The 20,699-nt window shown below is 63.4% G+C and carries 15 protein-coding genes; 7 read left to right on the plus strand and 8 right to left on the minus strand.

What is annotated here, in order from left to right:
* Positions 1-226: 226 nt before the first annotated feature.
* Positions 227-1,522 (minus strand): tyrosine-type recombinase/integrase, encoded by a 1,296-nt coding sequence (locus tag HHL08_RS21155; protein ID WP_169574946.1) that lies wholly within the window; start codon positions 1,520-1,522, stop codon positions 227-229.
* A gap of 311 nt (positions 1,523-1,833) precedes the next feature.
* On the opposite strand from HHL08_RS21155, the gene HHL08_RS21160 reads away from it, so the two are divergent.
* Complete coding sequence (locus HHL08_RS21160; protein ID WP_206378027.1) at positions 1,834-3,309, plus strand: MFS transporter; 1,476 nt, start codon at positions 1,834-1,836, stop codon at positions 3,307-3,309.
* Positions 3,310-3,510: 201 nt separating this feature from the next.
* Here HHL08_RS21160 and HHL08_RS21165 read toward each other — a convergent pair whose 3' ends face one another.
* The gene (locus HHL08_RS21165; RefSeq protein WP_169574945.1) at positions 3,511-3,876 is read right to left on the minus strand and encodes a hypothetical protein; all 366 of its coding nucleotides are present in this window, start codon (positions 3,874-3,876) and stop codon (positions 3,511-3,513) included.
* Positions 3,877-3,895: 19 nt separating this feature from the next.
* On the opposite strand from HHL08_RS21165, the gene HHL08_RS21170 reads away from it, so the two are divergent.
* Positions 3,896-4,588 carry a CDP-alcohol phosphatidyltransferase family protein gene (locus HHL08_RS21170; RefSeq protein WP_169574947.1) on the plus strand — a complete coding sequence of 231 codons (693 nt, stop codon included), beginning with the start codon at positions 3,896-3,898 and terminating at the stop codon, positions 4,586-4,588.
* Between the two features lie 298 nt (positions 4,589-4,886).
* Here HHL08_RS21170 and HHL08_RS21175 read toward each other — a convergent pair whose 3' ends face one another.
* From HHL08_RS21175 to HHL08_RS21185, 3 genes are read right to left on the minus strand one after another with little or no spacing between them, the layout of a single operon-like run.
* Complete coding sequence (locus HHL08_RS21175; protein WP_169574948.1) at positions 4,887-6,254, minus strand: efflux transporter outer membrane subunit; 1,368 nt, start codon at positions 6,252-6,254, stop codon at positions 4,887-4,889.
* A complete protein-coding gene (locus HHL08_RS21180; protein ID WP_169574949.1) occupies positions 6,251-9,400 on the minus strand; it encodes an efflux RND transporter permease subunit in 3,150 nt (1,049 codons plus the stop codon). The genes HHL08_RS21175 and HHL08_RS21180 overlap by 4 nt, the downstream gene beginning before the upstream one ends.
* A gap of 10 nt (positions 9,401-9,410) precedes the next feature.
* Positions 9,411-10,544, minus strand: a complete 1,134-nt coding sequence (locus tag HHL08_RS21185; protein WP_328804719.1) for an efflux RND transporter periplasmic adaptor subunit — start codon at positions 10,542-10,544, stop codon at positions 9,411-9,413.
* 359 nt (positions 10,545-10,903) lie between these two features.
* Between HHL08_RS21185 and HHL08_RS21190 the strand changes: the two genes are divergently transcribed.
* Positions 10,904-11,632: a response regulator gene (locus HHL08_RS21190; RefSeq protein WP_169574950.1), complete on the plus strand. Its 729-nt coding sequence runs from the start codon at positions 10,904-10,906 to the stop codon at positions 11,630-11,632.
* Positions 11,629-12,996, plus strand: coding sequence for an ATP-binding protein (locus HHL08_RS21195; protein WP_169574951.1), 1,368 nt, complete (start codon positions 11,629-11,631; stop codon positions 12,994-12,996). The genes HHL08_RS21190 and HHL08_RS21195 overlap by 4 nt, the downstream gene beginning before the upstream one ends.
* Here HHL08_RS21195 and HHL08_RS21200 read toward each other — a convergent pair.
* The 3 genes from HHL08_RS21200 to HHL08_RS21210 are packed head-to-tail and all read right to left on the minus strand — an operon-like array spanning position 12,993 to position 15,120.
* Positions 12,993-13,313 carry a DUF3325 family protein gene (locus HHL08_RS21200; RefSeq protein WP_235955207.1) on the minus strand — a complete coding sequence of 107 codons (321 nt, stop codon included), beginning with the start codon at positions 13,311-13,313 and terminating at the stop codon, positions 12,993-12,995. The genes HHL08_RS21195 and HHL08_RS21200 overlap by 4 nt on opposite strands.
* Positions 13,310-14,818, minus strand: coding sequence for a PepSY-associated TM helix domain-containing protein (locus HHL08_RS21205; protein ID WP_169574952.1), 1,509 nt, complete (start codon positions 14,816-14,818; stop codon positions 13,310-13,312). Before HHL08_RS21205 ends, HHL08_RS21200 begins: the two co-directional genes overlap by 4 nt.
* Entirely contained in the window at positions 14,815-15,120 is a 306-nt protein-coding gene (locus tag HHL08_RS21210; RefSeq protein WP_169574953.1) for a ketohydroxyglutarate aldolase, read from the minus strand. Before HHL08_RS21210 ends, HHL08_RS21205 begins: the two co-directional genes overlap by 4 nt.
* Before the next feature lie 225 nt (positions 15,121-15,345).
* On the opposite strand from HHL08_RS21210, the gene HHL08_RS21215 reads away from it, so the two are divergent.
* The 3 genes from HHL08_RS21215 (at position 15,346) to HHL08_RS21230 (ending at position 20,692) form a co-directional block, all read left to right on the plus strand.
* Entirely contained in the window at positions 15,346-16,839 is a 1,494-nt protein-coding gene (locus tag HHL08_RS21215; protein ID WP_169574954.1) for a carboxylesterase/lipase family protein, read from the plus strand.
* Positions 16,840-17,130: 291 nt separating this feature from the next.
* Positions 17,131-19,287 carry a TonB-dependent receptor gene (locus tag HHL08_RS21225; protein WP_169574955.1) on the plus strand — a complete coding sequence of 719 codons (2,157 nt, stop codon included), beginning with the start codon at positions 17,131-17,133 and terminating at the stop codon, positions 19,285-19,287.
* 4 nt (positions 19,288-19,291) lie between these two features.
* The gene (locus tag HHL08_RS21230; protein WP_169574956.1) at positions 19,292-20,692 is read left to right on the plus strand and encodes an FAD-binding oxidoreductase; all 1,401 of its coding nucleotides are present in this window, start codon (positions 19,292-19,294) and stop codon (positions 20,690-20,692) included.
* Positions 20,693-20,699 lie beyond the last annotated feature (7 nt).

Consider the following 20,699-nt stretch of genomic DNA (forward strand, 5'->3'; position numbering starts at 1 on the left):
CCGCCAGTCAGAGGCAAAATGTTGTTAGCACATCCGATTTTGCCGCGAAACTCACCCCAAGCAAAATCAGATACTTACGATCTCGCGTTCCCCGCGTGTTCCGCCAGCACTGTTCAACTTGGGTTAGATTGACAGGCTGCGAGGTCGGCGGCCGCCCAACTTTCCTCGAGAGTGTAAGCCAAGTGAAGGCAGCAGTAAATTTCGCCGCTGCCCCCGATTTCGCCTGTCAAATGTCCAACGATGGTTTGACACTCGAGCCCTCTGGTGGTGAAGGGATTCGCTCCCGAGGGGCGTCGAGTAGCTGCTCAATACCTGCCTTTTTTGCAATCCTTAATATCTCATTCTCCCACGCTAAGAATGCGCTACGCTTTTCATTATCATGATCGTAAAGGTCGTAAACTTTATCGAGTCCAGTTTTTGAATGGTTCAGCATAGCTTCTGCTGTTTCATAATCAATTCCAACTCTTTTAGTATTTGACCTAAATGTTCTTCTCAAATCATGCAGAGTGAACATTGGTACATTCTGACATCCAACAGTGGACATTTTCCCTATTATGCGTCGGAGTGTGGCGCTCCAATCATTTTTTCTAGGCCCAGCGATTTTTTCTGAAGGGAAAACCCACTCTGCGTCCATATCGACTTCTGCTAGAAACAGCTTCAGACCCCATGGCCCGAGCGGAATCTTGTGTTCTTTTGCATTCTTCGTTCGCCCTCCAGGAATGATCCACACATCGTCCTGAAGTTCGTCAAATCGCGCATACTCAAGTTCGGATCGACGAACTGCTGTGAGCAGATACAGCAATATTGCGCGTCGCAAGTATTCTGCTTCATCCGAAATCGAATGGAGAAGCCATTCTATTTCGTCTAGATTCAATATTCTGCTTTTAGGATACTCAGGAACCTGCAGATCGCCAAGTCGACAAGCGGGATCTTTCTCAAGTCCAATCTCAAGCCCCCTGAGCGAGGAAGCCCATCTAAAAAATACCCTAACTTCTGATATAACTCTATTAGATTGAATTTTTGCTGTTAATTGAACATCTTTAATAATTCTTATCAGTTGATCCTCTGTTATATTATATATTATTTGAGATCCGATCTTCGGTTTGATATATTTTTCGTAGCGCCAAATCTTGTCGTCTATAGTGACTGGTTTGCACAGCCGAGCCCTTTTCAGGTGCCGACCCTCTCTGACCGCAGTCATGTACAGAACATGGGCCCGATTTACCGTCATGCTTTCCCTAAGGTTTTTCTCCTTCTCAATCTCTCGGGGATCGACTCCGGCATCGATTTGTTGGTTGAGCATAGCCGCGGCCTCGCGAGCCTGAGCAATTGAGACATGCGGGTACAGTCCTAATGTGCGCCTCAAAAACAGACGCTTGAACGGCAGCCATCGCATATACTTCCAAGCCAATTTTCCGCTCGATAGCACCTTTACCGATAGACCTAGAGAAAGGGGATCATTCAGACTCCCGTTTCTCAGAGAATCGATGAGCGAGGGAGAGAAACCAGTCTTAGCTTTCATCTGTTGGCACCTTCACGGCGTGGCCACAGAGGATAATCGCGATAAAAACCGCGATAAAAGGGGTGTCCAAACTCGCCTAGCCGAGACTAGCTCGGTCTAGGCATCCAGTCTTCACAATCCCATCTAACCCACTGCAGTCACGCCCTATTTGAGAATCTGGCCAGCAATTCCGTAGCTTATCCCCAATGTGTCATGCCGATTCTGTATGAATTCGTATGCGTAGCTTGCCCTGCCCACCACGCCATGCGAGCGGTCACGGTTTGATGCAGGCGGGCGACAGGCCGGCCGCGTCGCGACGGGAAGGGATGGGCATGGACAAGCCGAAACAGGGCTTTGCCGGATTGTGGAATATCAGCTTCGGCTTTTTCGGCATCCAGATCGGCTTCGCGCTGCAAAACGCCAATATGAGCCGGGTCTTCCAGTCGCTTGGTTCCAGCATCGACGATCTGTCCGCTCTATGGGTCGCCGCCCCGCTGACCGGATTGCTGGTCCAGCCGATCGTCGGGCATCTTTCCGATCGAACCTGGCTCGGCCGTCTCGGCCGCCGCCGCCCTTATTTTCTGGCGGGCGCGACCCTCTCCGCGCTGGCGTTGCTGGGGATGCCACAGAGTGACGGGCTGCTGATGGCCGCGTTGCTGCTATGGATGCTCGACGCCAGCCTCAATATCTCGATGGAGCCGTTCCGCGCCTTTGTCGGCGATATGCTGCGCAAGGACCAGCATATCATCGGCTATGCGGTGCAAACCGCCTTCATCGGCGCGGGCGCGGTGGTGGGATCGCTCTTCCCCTATATGCTCGACCATCTGGGGGTCCCCAACGTCGCGGCGGCGGGGCAGGTGCCCGATACCGTCCGCTACAGCTTCTGGGCGGGGGGCGCAGCGTTGCTGGCCGCGGTGCTCTGGACGGTGTTGACGACGCGCGAATATACGCCGGACCAGATGCGCGCCTTTGCCGATGCTGACGACGCAGCCGCCACGGCGCCCGATCTGGCAGGCCGCGCCATCGGCCCCTGCTTTGCCTGGATTGGTGTCGGCGCGGTTATCGCTCTGTTCGTCGCGCTTTGGGCGATGGAAAAGGAAGTCTATCTGCTCGCCGGGCTTCTAACGGGCTACGGCCTGGCCCGCCTGATCGCGATCCTGCTGGCCCGTGCGGGACGAAGCGCGCACATGCTGGCGCATATCGTCGCCGATATCGGCGGCATGCCGCCGATCATGCGACAGCTGGCATGGATCCAGTTCTTCAGTTGGTCGGCGCTCTTCATCATGTGGATTCACACCACGCCGGTCGTCGCCCAATATATGTTCGGGTCGGCCGATCCCGCCAGCGCCGCCTATCAGGCTGGTGGCAACTGGGTCGGGGTGCTCTTCTCGGTCTATAACGGCGTCGCCGCAGTCGCTGCCTTGACGCTTCTGCCCTGGGTGGCGGCGCGGATCGGTAAGGCGCGAACCCATGCTTTGTGCCTAGTCGCGGGCGCGGCGGGCTTCGGCAGCTTCCTGGTCGTGCGCGATCCCGACCTGCTGCTGTTGAGCGAAGTAGGCATCGGCATCGCCTGGGCCTCCATTCTCGCCATGCCCTATGCCATGCTCGCCTCCAGCCTGCCGCAGGCGAAGTTGGGGGTCTATATGGGCGTGTTCAACATCTTCGTGGTGTTGCCGCAATTGCTGGTGGCGACAGCTATGGGATCGATCATGAAGGCTTTCTTCCCCGGTGACCCAATCTGGACCATGGCCTTCGCGGCAGCCACGCTATTGCTGGCAGCGCTGGCGACGCTGCGAATCAGGGCGTGAGCCGACGCAGCGATTCGGGCGTCCTGTGGCGGCGGCAACCACCCTAATTTGGTCCGACCATAATAAGGTCTTCCCCTACGGAAAGCGTTGCGTATCGCTACGGATGCAATTTTTGCAATCGCAAAGCAGTCGTTCGCACTTGCGGCAACTCACCGGTTGGTACACAAAGATCGTGCCTTTCAGGCATCCTCTCCTAAAACTTTACGGGCTGGTCTTCGGATCGGCCCTTTTTTTGTCGTCTTCGGACTGCGTGTCGTCCAGACCCTGCGGCATCGTCCAGGCGATGCCCTCGTCCAGATAGGCTTCCAGCTCGCGCCAATGCCGGTCCCATCCCGGCCCGCGGCGGGCGGGGGGCACTTCCTGCTCCACCATCAGCCGCGCGCGGCGCACTGGGTTGGAGGGTCGCTGCTCCATCCGCACCACGATATCGCGCACATCCTGGGGCCGGTCCTTGCTCATATGCTCCTCCACGGGGCATCCCGCCCGGTCGCCGCCTTTGGCCCGGAAGGCGGCGGACAGGCAATGACCTTGTGACGTGCGGTGCAACGAATATTGTCTATTTGTCATCCTTCCGTCATAAAGCGCCATGTCATTGCCTTCCGGCCAATCGGCCCCACCCATCGCCCGTATCCAACAGAATATTCTCGCCGTAGCAGAAAGGCGCCTGCTCAACTGGCTGTGCGCGCATATGCCGCGCTGGGTCACGCCAGACATGCTCACCGCGCTGGGCATGGTCGGCGCCTTCGCTATTTTCGCGGGTTATGCCGCCAGCAATTGGGGCGTCGACTGGCTGTGGCTGGCGATCGCGGGCTATGCGCTGCAATGGTTCGGCGATTCCCTGGACGGCAGCCTGGCCCGGTTCCGCCATATCGAGCGGCCGTCTTATGGCTATTTCATAGACCATAGCTGCGATGGTCTGGCGACCCTGTTGATCCTCGCCGGCATGGGGGCCAGTCCCTATATTCGCATGGACGTCGCGCTGGTGGCGCTGGCCGGCTATCTGCTGCTGTCGATCCACGCTTACCTGTCGGCGCGGGTATTGGGGGAGTTCAAACTATCCTATCTTGCCGCCGGACCCACTGAATTGCGGCTGCTGCTGATCGGCCTGACGATCGCGATGATGTTGTTGGGCTATGCCCCCGGCTGGTTCGGTGCGGTCTCGGGGTTCGATCTGTTCGTGGGCGTGATCGGCGCCATCCTGGTGCTGCTGTTCATCGGCCAGACGCTGACGACGGCCAAGCGGCTGGCATTGGCGGAACGGCCGAGCGGAACGCGCTAACTCATCATGTGGTAAAGGCCGGGAGCCGGCTTTGGATAAGCCAGTCGGCTCCACCTAAACCGATTGAGTGCTGCGCATCCCAAGCTGCCCCCGTCAGGGTCGGCGCGGTCTATGGTCGCGCGCGCCGCAGCGCGAGATTAACTGGTTCAGACGCACTTCATCCTGCGCGCCCGACGCAAATAATTGGCAGAGCCAATCCAGACACCTTGCCAATAACAGCATGGTTCCTCTCCCTTATTATCCCGGCATGATAACAGATTCGCGCCGCAGGAGAAGGGGGAGAAATCGCAGTGTCGGGTTACTGATCCGCCCCGACGACGCGATAAAGCAGCACGCGGTTGCTGACCAGCGCGAGGTCGGTGGCGATGGCCGACTGCTGCGCGCTGTAAAGGGTGCGCTGGCTGGTCAGTGCGGTCAGGAATGTGTCGATCCCCGACCGATAGCGCTGATCCGCCAGGTCAAAGGCGCGCTGGCTGGCGATCACCAGCCGACGTTGCGCCGCCTGCTGCGCATCGATCGTCCCCTCGCGCGCCAGTCCGTCGGCGACTTCGCGGAAGGCGGTCTGCACCGCCTTTTCATATTGGGCGACAGAGAGGTCGCGCTGCGCCTTGCTATACTCCAGATTCCCGCGGTTCGGGCCGCCGAAGATCGGCAGGCTGGCGGACGGGCTGGCCGACCAGGCAAAGCCGTTGCCGGTGAAGAGCGAGGACAGAGCCGAACTCGCCACGCCGATCGCCGATGTCAGGCTGATCGTGGGGAACATCGCCGCGCGCGCCGCGCCGATATCTGCATTGGCGGCCTTGAGCTGATGTTCCGCCTGTAGCACGTCGGGCCGCTGGAGCAGCACGTCCGATGACAGGCCGGCCGGCACCTTCGCCACGCCCGCGATCAGGCTGTCGAGCGAGGCGGGCAGCAACGCCTGCTCCACCGGCGCGCCCACCAGCAGGTCGAGCGCGTTACGATCCTGCGCGACCTGCGTGACGGTGGCGGCGACGTCGGACGCTGCCTGCTCGACCGTCGTTTCGGCCTGATGGACGTCGAGCTTTCCGATCAAACCGGCGGCATTAAGCCGGCGGGTGATGTCCAGCGTGCGCTGGGCGCTCGCCTGGGTCTGGCGCGAAACCGCCAGCAGTTCCTGATCGGCGGCCAGCGTCGCATAAGCGGTCGCCGTTTCGGCGATCAGTGCGATCCGTGTCGACCGCGCGCCTTCCTCGGTCGCCAGATAGGTTTCCAGCGCCGACTGGGTCAGGCTGCGCACCCGGCCGAACAGGTCGATCTCGAACGCGCTGAAACCGATGTCGGCGCTGTAACTATTCTGCCGATTGTCATTCTGTCGGGTGAAGCTGGCCCCGCCGTCGGCCGTGACGGTCGGCAACTGGGCGGCGCGTTGCACCTTATATTGCGCCCGCGCCGACTGGATGTTGGCGATCGCGGCGCGCAGGTCGCGATTGTTCGCCAGCGCGCGCTCGATCACGTTGCGCAGCTTTGCGTCGCCGACCAGTTCGGTCCAGGCCAGGCCTGCTTTTTGCCCCGCTTGGCCCGGCGCATAGGCCTCGCCGATCGGCAGGGCGGCGGGCACGGGCGCGGCCGGTCGCACATAGGTCGGCGCCATGTTGCACCCGGCCAACGCCAGCAGCGATACGGCTGACAGTGATAGGCGGATCATGCCGGGACTCCTGCGTCGGGTGCCGGGGCCGGCGGCGCGGCATTGTTTTTACCGGCGAACAGGCCCGCAATCGTGACGAAGAACAGCGGCACGTAGAATATCGCCAGCACCGTTGCAGTCGTCATGCCGCCGACGACTGCCGTGCCGATGGCAACGCGGCTCTGTGCGCCTGCACCCGTCGCGATCGCCAGCGGAATGACGCCGGCGATGAAGGCGAGGCTGGTCATCAGGATCGGACGGAAGCGCAGCCGCGCGGCCTCCAGCGCCGCGGTCAGCGGATCCTTGCCCTGCTTGTGCGCCAATTCGGCAAACTCGACGATCAGGATCGCGTTCTTGGCTGCCAGCCCCATGGTGGTCAGCAAGCCGACCTGGAAGAAGATATTATTCTCCAGCCCGCGCGCCCACACCGCGATCACCGCGCCGACCAGGCCGAGCGGGATGACCAGCAGCACCGCCAATGGGATCGACCAGCTTTCATAGAGCGCAGCAAGGCAGAGGAACACGACCAGCACCGACAGGCCATAGAGCAGGGGCGCCTGTCCGCCGGACAATTGCTCCTGATAGGACAGGCCGCTCCACGCATAGCTGGTGCCGGCGGGCAGTTGCTTTTGCAACTCGACCATCCGGTCCATCGCGTCGCCCGAACTGGCGCCGCTCCCGGCCTGGCCCTGAATTTCGAACGACGACAGGCCATTGAAGCGTGCCATGGTACTAGGTCCCATCGTCCAATGCGTCGTCGCAAAGGCGGAGAAGGGCACCATTTGGCCCGTGCTGCTGGACCGCACCATCCAATTGTCGATGTCCGTCGGCAACGCGCGATAGGCGGCATCTGCCTGCATGTAGACGCGCTTGACCCGGCCGCGATCGACGAAATCGTTGATATAGGTGCTGCCCCAGGCGGAACTGAGCACATCGTCCACATCGCTCTGCGTCAGGCCCAGCACGGCCAATTTCTCATTGTCGATATCGACCTTGAGCTGTGGCGTATCCTCCAGCGATGCGGCGCGCACGCCTGCCAGCACGGGGTCTTTGGACGCCGCGTCGATCAACTGATCGCGCAATTCAAGGAAGCGCGCGCGGCTGAGGCTGCCATTGTTGAGCAATTCGAAGGTGAAGCCGTTCGATTGGCCGAGGCCCCGGATGGCGGGCGGCGTCATGCCCAGCACCTTGGCGTCGCGGATCGCCGCCAATTCTTTGGTCGCGCGTCCGGCAATGGTCCCGGCCGTGTTCGCCGTCCCCTTGCGCTCATCCCATGGCGCCAGGTTGATGAAGCCCTGCCCGACATTCTCGCCCTGACCCTGGAAGCTGAACCCGGTCATGATGAAGGCGTAGGCGACATTGTCCTTCTCATCGTTCAGGAAATAATTCTGCACCTGATCGATGACGGCGTTGGTCCGGCTGGATTTGGCGCCGGCGGGCAGGGTAACCTGCACCATCACCTGGCCCTGGTCCTCGACCGGCAGGAAGCTGGACGGCAAGCGGACGAAGATGATCACCAGCAGCGCCAGCACCACGACATACAGGCCCCAGAACAGCTTGCGCCGACCCAGCATCTGCTGCGTGCGACGGACATAGCCGTTCGTCAGCTTCTCAAACCAGCGGTTGAACTTGCCGGCCCAGCCCTTATCGCGATGCTCTTCGCTCGCGGATTTGAGGATGGTGGCGCAAAGCGCTGGCGAGAGGATGAGCGCAACCACCACCGACAGCATCATCGATGACACGATGGTTATGGAAAACTGGCGATAGATGACGCCGGTCGATCCACCGAAAAAGGCCATGGGCAGCAGCACCGCCGACAGGACCAGGGCGATGCCGACCAGCGCGCTGCCGATCTCCTCCATCGACTTGATCGTCGCCTCGCGCGGGGAAAGCCCTTCCTCCTCCATTATGCGCTCGACATTTTCGACCACGACGATCGCGTCGTCGACCAGCAGACCGATGGACAGCACCATGCCGAACAGGGTCAGCGTGTTGATGGAATAGCCGAACAGGGCAAGAATGCCGAATGTGCCCAGCAACACCACCGGCACCGCGATGGCGGGGATCAGCGTCGCGCGCCAACTCTGCAGGAAGACGAACATCACCACGACGACCAGCGCCACCGCTTCGATTAGCGTCTTGATGACCTCCTCGACCGATAGCTGAATGAAGGGCGTGGTGTCGCGCGGATAGACGACCTTGTATCCGGGGGGCAGGCTGCCGGACAGTTCGGCGACCTTGGCCTTGACCAGTTCGGCGGTCTTGAGCGCATCGGCGCCCGGCGCGAGTTGCAGCGCGACGCCGGATGCGGGATGGCCGTTCAGCCGCGCCGCAGTTGTATAGCTTTCATTGCCCAGTTCGACCCGCGCCACGTCGGACAGATGGACGATCGATCCGTCGGTCTGGGTCTTGACGATGATGTTGCGGAATTGTTCGGGCGTTTGCAACCGCGCACGCGCCGTTACCGTCGCGTTGATCTGCTGCCCGGCGGGCGCTGGATCGGCGCCGATCTGGCCGGCCGACACTTCGACATTCTGCGCCGCAATTGCGTTCTGTACGTCGGACGGCATCAATTTGACGGCGGCCAGCTTATAGGGGTCCAGCCACACCCGCATCGCATATTGCGACCCGAATATCTGGGTCGCGCCGATGCCGTCGATGCGCGCGATCGGGTCCTGGAAATTATTCACCAGATAATCGGCGATATCCGCCTGCGTCGCCGTGTCCGTCTCGTCATACAAGCCGACCAGCATCAGGAAGTCGGTCTGCTGCTTGGTGACGGACAGGCCCTGCTGCTGCACCGCATTGGGCAGGCGGCTCAGCGCCTGCTGCACCCGGTTCTGCACCTGCACCTGCGCGGTGTCGGGGTTGGTGCCCTTCTGGAAGGTGACGGTGATCGACGCACGCCCCGTTGCGGAGGACGAGGAGGAAAAATACATCAATCCGTCGATGCCGGTCAGCTGCTGTTCCAGCACCTGCGTCACGCTGGTTTCGACGGTTTCGGCCGATGCGCCGGGATAGGTGGCGCTGATGCCGACGCCGGGCGGGGCGATGTCGGGATATTGTGCGATGGGGAGCGACAACATCGCGCCCAGGCCCGCCAGCATGATGCCGATGGCAATGACCCAGGCGAAGATCGGCCGTTCGATGAAATAGCGGCTGAGCAAAGGTCGGCTCCTACTTCGTCGACTTGACGGCGACAGGCTTCACGACGTCGTCGGCCTTCACCTTGTCGGTGCCCTCGACGATCAGGCGGTCGCCGGCCTTGAGGCCCGCGGTGATCAGCCATTTGTCGCCGATCGCCTGGGTGGCGGTGACGATGCGGCGTTCCACCTTGTTCGCCTTGTTCACGACCAGCGCCGTGGCGTTCCCCTTGGGATCGCGATTGATCCCCTGTTGCGGTGCCAGGATCGCGCCGGGCACCACCGATTGAGGCGCGACCACGCGCACGAACATGCCGGGCATCAACAGCCCGTCAGGATTGGGAAAGCGCGCCCGCAACGTCACCGTGCCGCTGTTGACGTCGACGATCGGCTCGGCGAACTCGATTCGCCCTTCTTGGGGATAGTCGGTGCCGTCCTCCAGCTTCAGCCGGATGGTCGCGCTGGCCGCCAACGTCTTGCCTGCCGCCAGCGACCGGCGCAGCGCCAATATCTGCGAACTGGATTGCGTCACATCGACATAGATGGGGTCTAGCTGCTGGATCGTGGTCAGCGGGTCGGTCTGGCTGGTCGTCACCAGCGCGCCGGGGGTGAACAGAGTGCGGCCGATCCGCCCGCTGATGGGTGCCCGAACCAGCGTGAAGTCCAGGTTGACGCTGCTGGTCTGGAGGCTGGCGCGCGCCTGTTGCACCGCGGCGCTCGCTTGCCGCGCGGTGGCGATCACATCGTCGCGGTCCTGCGCGCTGACCGCCTCGGTATCGCCCAGGCTGCGATAGCGCTGCGCCTTGGCCTGCGCCGCCACCGCCGTCGCCTGCGCGCTCGCCAGACTGGCCTGTGCTTCATCGCGCGAGGCACGATAAAGGCGGGCGTCGATCTGGTAGAGTGGCTGGCCTGCGCTGACCATCGATCCTTCGGTGAACAGCCGTTTCTGGATCAGCCCCACCACCTGCGGCCGCACTTCCGACATCATGGTCGATACGGTGCGGCCCGGCAGTTCGCTGGATACCGTGGCGTCCTGCGTGCTCAGCGTAACCACGCCCACTTCCACCGGCCCTTTTTGCGGCGGCTTTTGCTGACCACAGGCTGCAAGCGAAAGGCCAAGAGCGATCGGTGCGACCCGAAGGCTGCGCAAGGTGGCGGAAAGGAACATGGTCTGACGCTTATCCTCGAAACGCTGCCGGACAGGCCCCTGCGATGCCCGCCGATGCATGGAAAAAACCGGACCGGGCGCACGAGGGGGAGGGGGGAGGGACGTGCGCGACCGATTCGGGCCGTTGCATCGGGTTTCCAGCCAGGATGGCAGGGTTAGGCATCGCAAGGACTCCGTTAGCGTCGGCAGGGGAGCCGACCCGGCCCTCTTCGCGGCTTTGCCCGTCTCATGGTAGAGCGACTGTTTTTCGGAATGCGACGATATGTCGCATGACCGCGCATCTTCGTATCGCTGTGTATCGGCCTGTATCGACGAAGAAGAAGCGCAGACTTTTACCGCGCCGCGCGCTAGGACGGGTCATGGCCGATGCTGCATCCTTCCGTCCCGCCACGGTGCTGGTGGTCGATGACGACGCCGATATCCGCGACCTGATCGTCGGCCAGTTGCGGCAGGAAAATTACCGCCTGCTGGCCGCCGCCAATCTGGCCGACCTGCGCCAGACATTGCGGGACGAGGCGGTCGACCTGATCGTGCTCGACCTCAACCTGCCCGATGGCGACGGCCTGTCGCTGTGCCGCGAATTGCGGGCGGAGGGATCGGACGTGCAGATCATCATGGTGACCGCGCGCGGCAGCGCGATCGACCGCGTGCTGGGGCTGGAACTGGGCGCGGACGATTATCTGACCAAGCCGTTCGAGCCGCGCGAACTGCTGGTGCGCATCCGCAACCTGCTGCGCCGGCCGCGCAGCGGGCCAGCCGCGCGTACCGGTGCGATGCGTTACGCCCATATCGGTCCCTGGCGCGTCGATCTGGTGCAACGCCGTCTCGTCGCGCCCGACGATCGGCTGGTGATGCTGTCCTCGGCCGAATTTCGGCTGCTCAGCCGCTTCATCGACGAACCCAATGTCGTTCTGGACCGGGAGACATTGTTGCCCGAACGCCGCGCCACCGCCGCCTTCGACCGATCGATCGACCTTCAGATCAGCCGCCTGCGCCACAAGCTGTCGAGCCTGCCGGGCGGCGAGGATCTGATCCTGACGGTGCGCGGCGAAGGCTATGTCCTTGCCTGTTCGGTCGATCATTCATGATCCGCAAGATCACCGGCCGCACCCACTCCTTCTTCCGGTCGATGGCGGGACAGATTTTCCTGATCCTGACGCTGGGCATGTCGGTCGCCGCGATCATCGCGCTGCTGGTGGCGGAACAGACGCGCCGCCACGATTTCGAGCGGGTCCGCCGCCAGCGCGTTCTTGCCAGCGCCATCGACGTCGCCGATCGTTTCCGCCGCGATCCCCGGCGCATCGAAAAAATGATGGCGACGCATAGCATCATCGGCGCGGCGCCTGCGCCCGAAGGCATCAGTCTGAACGAGCCGGATGACGACCTCCAATCCCTTCTGCGCGCGCGGCTCGGCGCGCAATCGCAGCCCGAAGCAGGGCAGGTGCCGGTCGGCCTCTGCTTTCCCGACCGCTACAGATCGAAGGAACTGGTCGCCGGGCTGATTGACGCGCCCCGCCCGGACTGCTGGGTGGTGCGCTATACCGATGGAATCGGGCAGCGCCGGGCGATCGCGCTCAGCTTCCCGCGCATCGCCAAACCGCCCAGCACCATCTTCAATCCGCTCTACCTGATCGTCATCATCGCCGCGTCGGCGGGTCTTGCCATCCTGGTCGCCCGCTTCGTGTCCAAGCCGCTGCGCCGCCTGGAGCGGGCAGCCGAAGCCTTTTCGGTGTCGCTCGACCCGGAGGAGATTCCCGAACGCGGGCCAGAGGAGGTACGCGCCGCCCTGTCCACCTTCAACCTGATGCAGCGCCGCGCGCGGGCGGGCTTTGCCGAACGGACGCAATTGCTTGCCGCGATCAGCCATGATCTTCAGACCCCGCTGACCCGCCTGCGGCTGCGGCTGGAACTGGTCGAGAATGAGGAACTGCGTGCGCGGCTGCTACAGGATCATCAGGCGATGCAGACGCTGGTGCGCGAGGGGCTGGACCTGGCCAGCAGCATCGAGGCACGCGAGTTATGGTCGGCGCTCGACATCGATTCGCTGCTGACCAGCATGGCCGAGGATGCCGAGGAACTGGGCGCGCCCGTCCGCTTCTTAAGCGGCTGCGGCGGCACGGTGCGGGTCAAGCCCAATGCGCTGACCCGCTGCATCGCCAATCTGGTCGACAACGCCGTGCGCTATGGCGGCAGTGCAGAGATCAGCTGCGTGCGATCGGGCGGCAGGTTGCTCATTCATGTGCGCGATCATGGCCCCGGCATCCCCGTCGATCAGCTCGACCAGATGTTCGAACCCTTTACCCGCGGCGTCAGCAGCCAGCCGGGCGGGCGCCACGGCACCGGCATTGGCCTGACCATCAGCCGGTCACTGGCGATGAGCTTCGAGGCATCGGTGCGCCTGCGCAATGCCGATGATGGCGGCCTGATTGCCACCATCGACATGAAGGCCTAAACCAGCAATCCGGCAAACGTCAGCGCCGCCGCAACCGGCACGCCCGCCCGCGCCACGACGGGGCGATAGGTCATGCCCAGCACCACGATTCCGCCCAACAACGGCACCAGTCCGATCCAGGCGACCAGCGCTATGCCGAAATCCGCCCACAATGTCAGGCTGAGCAGCGACAGCCCAAACAGCGTCCATCCCGCCAATTGCAGATGGGCGACCCACGGGCGACGCTGCCAGCTATCGAGCAGCACCGGCCTATGCCGCTGCATCCGCCCCGCCAGCGCGAACAGGGAAAGGTAAAGCAGGCCGATGGTGAGCATCATGCCGGCGCCATCCGGCGGCGCACCGGGGTCGGCGCGCTGCGGCGGCGGCATTGCTTCCAGACCAGCAGGCCTAGCGCGACCGCGGTCGCGGTCAACAGCATATTGCCGGACAGGATCACCCCGTCTCCCGCCCAGATCGGCCCCAATGCAGCGGCCAGCGCGCATAGCAGCGCCAGCAGGCCAAGCAGGAGCGGCCAGCCCAGCGCAGGCCGCAGGACCAGCCCCAGCAATAGCGCCGCGCCAGCGCTCCACAAAGCGACCGACACCTCCTGCTGCGCGCGTTCCGCCAGGCCAAGCGGTAGCAGGCGATTGGCGATCAGGAAGGCCGCCATGCCGATCGGCACGCCTGCAAGCCCGCCGACGTTCAACCGCTCCAGCAGCCGGTTGCCGATCGACAAAGGGGCGCGTTCCCGCCGCTTGACGATCCACAGGACCATCCCGCTCGCGATCGCCAAGGTCAGCATCGCGCCGCCCAGAAAATAGAGCCAGCGCGTCAGCAGCGGCGCGAAATGGGCCATGTGCAGCCCATAGATGGTCTGGTAGGCGCGCACGCCCGCACGCTTTTCCGTCCAGGCTTTCAGCACCTTGCCGGTCGCGCCGTCGAAACTGATCTCCGCGGGCAGCATGCCGATCGCCGCCGCCTCGACCGGATAGATGGTCACGACGGCAGCGGCGTCGCCGGGGTTGAAGATGTAGATCCGGCTCACCGGCGCGCCACCGAAATAGCGCTGCGCCTGCGCCAGCATCGACCCGACCGGGGCGAGCGGCGCCTTGGTCCCGCTAGCTGCCCGGCTGACCGTGCCGGGCGTCAGATCGCTGTAGAGCGTCGCGACATCCGCGCCATAGCCGGCCGCAATCCCCCACGGCATGTTGAGCGACGCCAGCGTCAGCAGCCCGGTGAAAGTGATCATGATGTGGAAGGGCAGGGACAAAACGCCCAGCGCATTATGCCCGTCCAGCCACGATCTTTGCCCCTTGCCCGCGCGGAAGGTGAAGATGTCCTTGAAGAAGCGTTTATGCGCGATGATGCCGGTCACGATCGCCACCAGCATAAGCATCGCGGCCAGCGACGCCAGCAACCGCCCCCAGGGATAGGGCAGTTCCAGTTCGAAATGCAGGCGGTAGAAAAACTCCCCGCCCAGCGTATCGCGCGCCACCGGCGCGCCGCTCACCGGATCGAGCGCGCGGCTCATATAGGCGCCGCCGCTGTCATAGGTCGCCTCGACCACGTTGGACCGGCCGTCGGGTGCGGACAGATACCAGCCTGCCGATCCCGTCGTATTGGCCGACAGCCAGTCGGTCGCGGCTGTGATCGCCCGCACCGGATCGGCCTGCCCGCTGATTTCCGGGCGCATCCAGCGGCTGATTTCCGGCTTGAACACGGTCAGCGTCCCGGCAAGGCAGATGATGAAGAGGATGTGGCCAAGCAGCAGCCCGGTCCAGCCATGCAGCCAGGCCATCGCCTGCCGCGCGCCATCGCGCACCATCGCGCTCGCCCCGGTCATGCCGGTTGCCCCGCGATCCAGGCGATGCCGCCCAGCGCCAACGCCGCCAGCATCACGCCCGCGACCGCGCGCCACGGCCCGCGCGCCAGAAAGGCCCAAATGGTGACGCCGGGCGCGATCAGATAGGCGATCATGGTCGCAAGAGTCACCGCCTCCACCCGTGCCATCGGCAGGGTGCGCGCCATCGCAGCGGCGCCCAGGGCGGCCACGCCATAGGCACCGACCGTCCCGGCGATGGTACGCAAAGCGACATTGGCGCGGTATCGCCAGCGGCTCGCCCGATAATGGATGGGCGCGGCCATCGGAAAACTCCTCGTCAAAACGATGACGGGATTATCCGACGCGCATCATGCAAGTCAATCGCATTAGCAGCATCCCCGCATAATTTTCCACGATGCAAAAGCCTGTTCGAAACGGCAGGCCCAGCCGTTCGGCACCATGGCCGTGCCGCACGGCAAAGGCTTTTCCCTCCTGCTTGCATCGTCCACCCTCTATGCTGCCGCGCAAGAATGAGAGGAGCCGATGGGATGGACATGATCGTGCCGACAGGGGCCGGCCTGGTGCGCGGGACCGTGGTGGACGGCGTCGCCCGCTTCCTCGGGGTCCCCTATGCAGCGCCGCCGACCGGCGACCGCCGCTTCGCCCCGCCGCAACCGCCCGAATCTTGGGATGGCGTGCGCGATGCGCTGGACCCCGGCGCCAGCGCGCCGCAGCGGGTGCGCGGCGTGCCAGGAGTCGATGTCGAGGCTCTGGTGGGCAAGGGCTGGCTTCCCGGTGACGATTATCTGACGCTCAACATCTGGAAACCCGCAGACGATCGCACCGCGCTGCCAGTCATGGTCTTCATCCATGGCGGCGGCTTCGTGCTGGGCAGCAAGGATGCGCCGGTGCAGGACGGCAGCGCGTTCGCCCGCGACGGCGTGCTGATGGTGGCGATCAACTATCGGCTCGGCGTCGAAGGATTCCTGCCCATCCCCGGCATCCCGACCAATCTGGGCCTGCGCGACCAGATTTTCGCGCTTCAATGGGTGCGGGACACTATCGCGGCCTTTGGCGGCGATCCCGCCAACGTCACCGTCTTCGGCGAATCGGCGGGGGCCATGTCGGTCGCGAACCTGATTGCATCGCCGCTGGCCAAAGGGCTGTTTCGCCGCGCCATCGTGCAAAGCGGCCATGGCGCGATGACCCGCGACATCGGCGTGGCGCAGCGACTGGTCAAGGCGCTGGCGAAGCGGCTGAAGATCACGCCAGACGCTGCCGGCTTCCGGTCGGTCGCGCCGGGCGACATGCTGGACGCGATGGAGGCAGTCAGCAAGCCGACCGCGCGGCTCGACCTGCGCGACGCTGACGGGCGGGAGCCGGTGTTCGGCATCAGCCGCTTCGTGCCCGTCCATGGCGACGACGTCCTGCCACAAAAGCCGCTCGACGCGTTGAAGACGGGGGCGGGTGCGGAGATCGACCTGCTGATCGGCACCAATGCGGAGGAAATGAACCTCTATTTCGTGCCGACGGGCGTGCGGGAAAAGCTCGGCCGGTGGCTCGCGACCTGGTTCGTCCACAAACATCAGCCGCAGGCCCGCAAACTGCTCAATGCCTATGGCATGGGGACGAAGGGCGTGAAGCCCGGCCACGCCTTCACCGACGCCTTGCACGATCTGGTGTTCCGCTGGCCCGCCCGCCGCTTTGCCGAGGAACATCGCGGCCGCAGGCATATGTACGAGTTCGCATGGCGATCGCCGCTGTTCGCCACCCCAACTTCTATCGGCCTGGGCGCGGCGCACGCGATGGAATTGCCGTTCGTCTTCGACACGCTCGCCAGCACGACCGGCCCCGAAGGCATATGCGGCGACGCGCCGCCGCAATCGCTGGCCGACCGGGTGCATCGCATCTGGGTCGATTTCGCCACCGACGGCCGCCTGCCCTGGGATGCGTTCACACCCTACAATCGGCTGGTCTATCAACTTGCAGACGGGGAGGCGACCTATGAACCGCCCATGCCCTGCGCGCCGTACCTGCCCTGACAGAAACCCATTTATTTGGCTGGAGGAAGTCGCCTTCCTCGCGTCCGGCGCGGCCGGCCTGATGACCGGCAGCATCGTGCTGGCCGACGGCGGCTATAGCTGCTGGTGACGCATAAAAGAGACAGGGAGTCAGACAGCTTCTCCGCTATGCCGAATCCGATCGGCGAAGCGATCGACCCGGACGGCATAATGGTCTATCTCGCCAAACCTATCTGAAAGCTTTACCTATCAGATAGGCCCATAGGCGATCCGCTGGACATGATATCACCGGACGTCGGGAGGAGAAAAAGGATGACGTTGAAGGCCCTCTTGTTTGCCGGTGTCGCGATCGCGGTGCCTTTTCCTTTTGTGGCGCAGGCGCAGCAGGTGTCCGCCGCCGACGCACGATCGTCCGACATCATCGTCACCGCGCGCAAGCGGCAGGAAACGCTGCTCGACGTGCCGGTCGCGGTGACGGCGATCAGCGGTGATACGCTCGCCCGGCGCAACATCAATTCGGTGCGCGAAGCCGCCGCCTTGTCGCCCGGCCTCAATATCTCCAGCGACGGCGCTGGCCGGGCCTTTGTTTCGATCCGCGGCGTCGGCGTCACCCTGGTGTCGTCGGTGCAGCCGGGCGTCGGCCTCTTCGTCGACGGCATCTATCGCCCCAACACCGCCTATCTCAACAACCCGCTGCTCGACGTCGAACGGATCGAGGTGCTGCGCGGGCCTCAGGGTACGCTCTATGGCAAGAATACGTTGGGCGGGGCGATCAACGTCATCACCCGCCAGCCGGGCAATGATTTCGAGGCGCGGGGCGCGGCCAGCTATGCCGGTCCTGATAATAGCTGGTTGGTGTCTGGTTCGGTGTCCGCCCCGATCGTGCAGGACAAGCTGGCGATCCGCGTCGGCGGCTCGCATCGTGAGCAGGACGGCTTCATCAACAACATAAATATTGGCGGCAAGGCGAACCGCTTCAACACAGATTCGCTCAGCACCACCATCCGCGCCACCCCCGGCGAAGAGCTGACCATCGTCGTAAACGGCTATTATGACTGGGTGAAGGGCGCCAACGTCCCTTATGCCCGCGTCGCCGGCCCGACCGATTATTCGCGCAACAACCAGTTCGATACGCTGGGCACCACCACCTACAAATATCGCGGGGTCAACGCCCGCATCGAAACGCCGATCGACGCGATCAACACCAAAGTGTCGTTGCTGGCCGCCTATGACGCACGCGACACCAGCGCGCCCGACACCGACGGCGATTTTGGTCCCAGCGACGCGACCACGCCCGTCCCCGCCGTGCGGCAGAGCAGCAGCGACCGCCTGCGCACCAAGACGCTCGAACTGCGTTTCGACACCGAATATAGCGACCAGTTCTCCACCCTGGTCGGCCTGTTCTACAGCCGCGAGACGACGCGGGCGAACCAGTTGACCAATATCCAGCTGACCTTGCCCCTGCCGACCGGCCCGTTCCCGGTCGCGATCAACAATCGCGCCCAGAACGCGACCAAGGCGGACACCTATGCCGCCTTCGGCACCGCCTTCTGGAAACCCAATGCGGATTGGGAAGTCGCGCTCGGCCTGCGTTACGACCATGAGGATCGCTCTTCCGTCGGCAGCGTCAATGGCGGCGCGCCGTCGCCGGTGGGGCTGAAATCCAACGAGGTCGAACCGCGCCTGTCGGTCACCCGTCACTGGAACCGCGAGTTGATGTCCTACGCCTCGGTCGCGCGCGGCTATCGTGGCGGCGGCTTTAACGCCGTAACCGCGCCGGTCCGCGTCTATAAGGGCGATTCGGCCTGGACCTATGAAATCGGGACCAAATATGCCTCCGCCGACCGCCGCCTGACCCTGTCGGGCGACATATTCTACAGCGATTACAAGGATTATATCGGCCTCAACTCGATCGCACCGGCCTCGACCGGCGGCCTTGTCACCGTCGATCTCAACAGCGGCGACGTCGAAAGCTATGGCGCGGAAGTCGAATTTGCTTTCAAGCCGGTGGAGCAATGGACGCTATCGGGCGGCCTGACTTACATGCACGCCCGCCTGACCGACAGTTCCCCCTATACCGCCATTACCGGCCGCACCCTGTCGAGCGACCGGCTGACCTTCCAGCCCGACTGGATGCTCAGCCTGTCGAGCGACTATGTCGTGCCGCTGGGCGACGACAACAGCCTGACATTCAACGCAGGCCTGACCGGCAAGGGCAAGCGGCTGGCCGGCACGCTCAATGAGACGACGCCGACATTCCTGAAATCCTATATCCTGGCCAACGGGTCGATCACCTACCGCAGCGGCGGGATCGAACTGGCGGTCTTCGGCACCAACCTGTTCAACAAGAAATATTTCGACGCCTATATCGAGAAGACGACGCTCATCCTTGCTGGCCTGCCCGCATCGGACCTGGGCATCATTGGCGACCGGCGCCGCTATGGCGTGCGCGCCAGCTTCCGGTTCTGATCCGATGAGCGCACTCGCCTTCCCACCCCGCAAAGCCCTGCCGGACGGCTTCCTCGACCAGCTTGCCGCCGCCTTTGGCGACAATCTGGCGCTGGGCGAGGCGGTGCGCAGCCAGCATGGCCAGAGCGAAACGCATTTCGCGCCCATCCTGCCCGACGCCGTCGTCTTCGCCCGTTCGACCGAAGATGTCGTGACGCTGGTCAATCTCTGCGTCGCCGCCGACGTGCCGATCATCCCCTATGGCGCGGGCACGTCGATCGAAGGCAACACCCTGCCGGTGCAGGGCGGGGTGACGGTCGATCTCAGCCGGATGGACGCCATCCTCCAGGTGAATATGGAGGATTTCGACTGCACCGTCCAGGCGGGCGTGCGGCGTGAGCAGTTGAACGAATATCTGCGCGACCAGGGCCTGTTCTTCCCGATCGATCCGGGCGCCAATGCGACGCTGGGCGGCATGGCCTCCACCCGCGCGTCGGGCACCAATGCCGTGCGTTACGGCACGATGCGCGAGGCGGTGCTGTCGCTGCGCATCGTGACGCCCGACGGCCGCGATGTCCGCACCGCGCGGCGCGCGCGCAAGTCGGCGGCGGGCTATGACCTCACGCGGTTGATGATCGGTAGCGAGGGGACTTTGGGCATCATCACCGAAGTCACGCTGCGGCTTCATGCCATTCCCGAAGCGATATCGTCCGCTGTGTGTAGTTTCGACAGTCTCGAAGGGGCGGTCGATACGGTGGTGCAGTCGATCCAGATCGGCGTTCCGCTCGCGCGGGTCGAGATATTGGACGACGCGCAGATGCGCGCGGTCAACCGCTGGTCGAAACTCGACTATCCCGAACAGACCACGCTTTTTTTCGAATTTCATGGGTCGCCAACCTATGTCGAGGAACAGGTGCGCACGGTGGAGGAGATCGCCGCGACGAACGGCGGCGGGCAATTCCGCTGGTCGAACTTGCCGGAGGAACGCTCCAAATTGTGGAAGGCGCGGCATGAGGCCTATTATGCCGCGGTCAACCAGCGCCCCGGCGCGATCGGTTGGGCGACGGACGTCTGCGTGCCGATCAGTCGGCTGGCCGAATGTATCACCCAGACCAAGGCGGACCTGGCGACCAGCAGCGTGCCCGGCACGATATTGGGCCATGTCGGCGACGGCAATTTCCATGTTATCTTCTCCATCGACCCAGGCGCGCCGGAGGAGATGGCGCAGGTGGAGGCGCTCAACCAGCGGCTGGTGGACCGGGCGCTGGCGATGGACGGCACCTGCACCGGCGAACATGGCATCGGCATCGGCAAACAACATTGCCTGGTCGAGGAACTGGGCGAGGCGGTCGACCTGATGCGCGTCATTAAACGCGCAATCGACCCCAAAAACCTGTTCAATCCGGGCAAGATTTTCGCGCTCTAATACGCCG

It is taken from the genome of Sphingobium psychrophilum (genome assembly GCF_012927105.1).
Classification (GTDB): Bacteria; Pseudomonadota; Alphaproteobacteria; order Sphingomonadales; family Sphingomonadaceae; genus Sphingobium; species Sphingobium psychrophilum.

Bases quoted from the DNA above. Each gene is read 5' to 3' on its own strand.
- HHL08_RS21155 (WP_169574946.1), bottom strand. From the start codon at position 1,522: ATGAAAGCTAAGACTGGTTTCTCTCCCTCGCTCATCGATTCTCTGAGA.
- HHL08_RS21160 (WP_206378027.1), top strand. From the start codon at position 1,834: ATGGACAAGCCGAAACAGGGCTTTGCCGGATTGTGGAATATCAGCTTC.
- HHL08_RS21165 (WP_169574945.1), bottom strand. From the start codon at position 3,876: ATGACAAATAGACAATATTCGTTGCACCGCACGTCACAAGGTCATTGC.
- HHL08_RS21170 (WP_169574947.1), top strand. From the start codon at position 3,896: ATGTCATTGCCTTCCGGCCAATCGGCCCCACCCATCGCCCGTATCCAA.
- HHL08_RS21175 (WP_169574948.1), bottom strand. From the start codon at position 6,254: ATGATCCGCCTATCACTGTCAGCCGTATCGCTGCTGGCGTTGGCCGGG.
- HHL08_RS21185 (WP_328804719.1), bottom strand. From the start codon at position 10,544: ATGTTCCTTTCCGCCACCTTGCGCAGCCTTCGGGTCGCACCGATCGCT.
- HHL08_RS21190 (WP_169574950.1), top strand. From the start codon at position 10,904: ATGGCCGATGCTGCATCCTTCCGTCCCGCCACGGTGCTGGTGGTCGAT.
- HHL08_RS21195 (WP_169574951.1), top strand. From the start codon at position 11,629: ATGATCCGCAAGATCACCGGCCGCACCCACTCCTTCTTCCGGTCGATG.
- HHL08_RS21200 (WP_235955207.1), bottom strand. From the start codon at position 13,313: ATGATGCTCACCATCGGCCTGCTTTACCTTTCCCTGTTCGCGCTGGCG.
- HHL08_RS21205 (WP_169574952.1), bottom strand. From the start codon at position 14,818: ATGACCGGGGCGAGCGCGATGGTGCGCGATGGCGCGCGGCAGGCGATG.
- HHL08_RS21210 (WP_169574953.1), bottom strand. From the start codon at position 15,120: ATGGCCGCGCCCATCCATTATCGGGCGAGCCGCTGGCGATACCGCGCC.
- HHL08_RS21215 (WP_169574954.1), top strand. From the start codon at position 15,346: ATGGACATGATCGTGCCGACAGGGGCCGGCCTGGTGCGCGGGACCGTG.
- HHL08_RS21225 (WP_169574955.1), top strand. From the start codon at position 17,131: ATGACGTTGAAGGCCCTCTTGTTTGCCGGTGTCGCGATCGCGGTGCCT.
- HHL08_RS21230 (WP_169574956.1), top strand. From the start codon at position 19,292: ATGAGCGCACTCGCCTTCCCACCCCGCAAAGCCCTGCCGGACGGCTTC.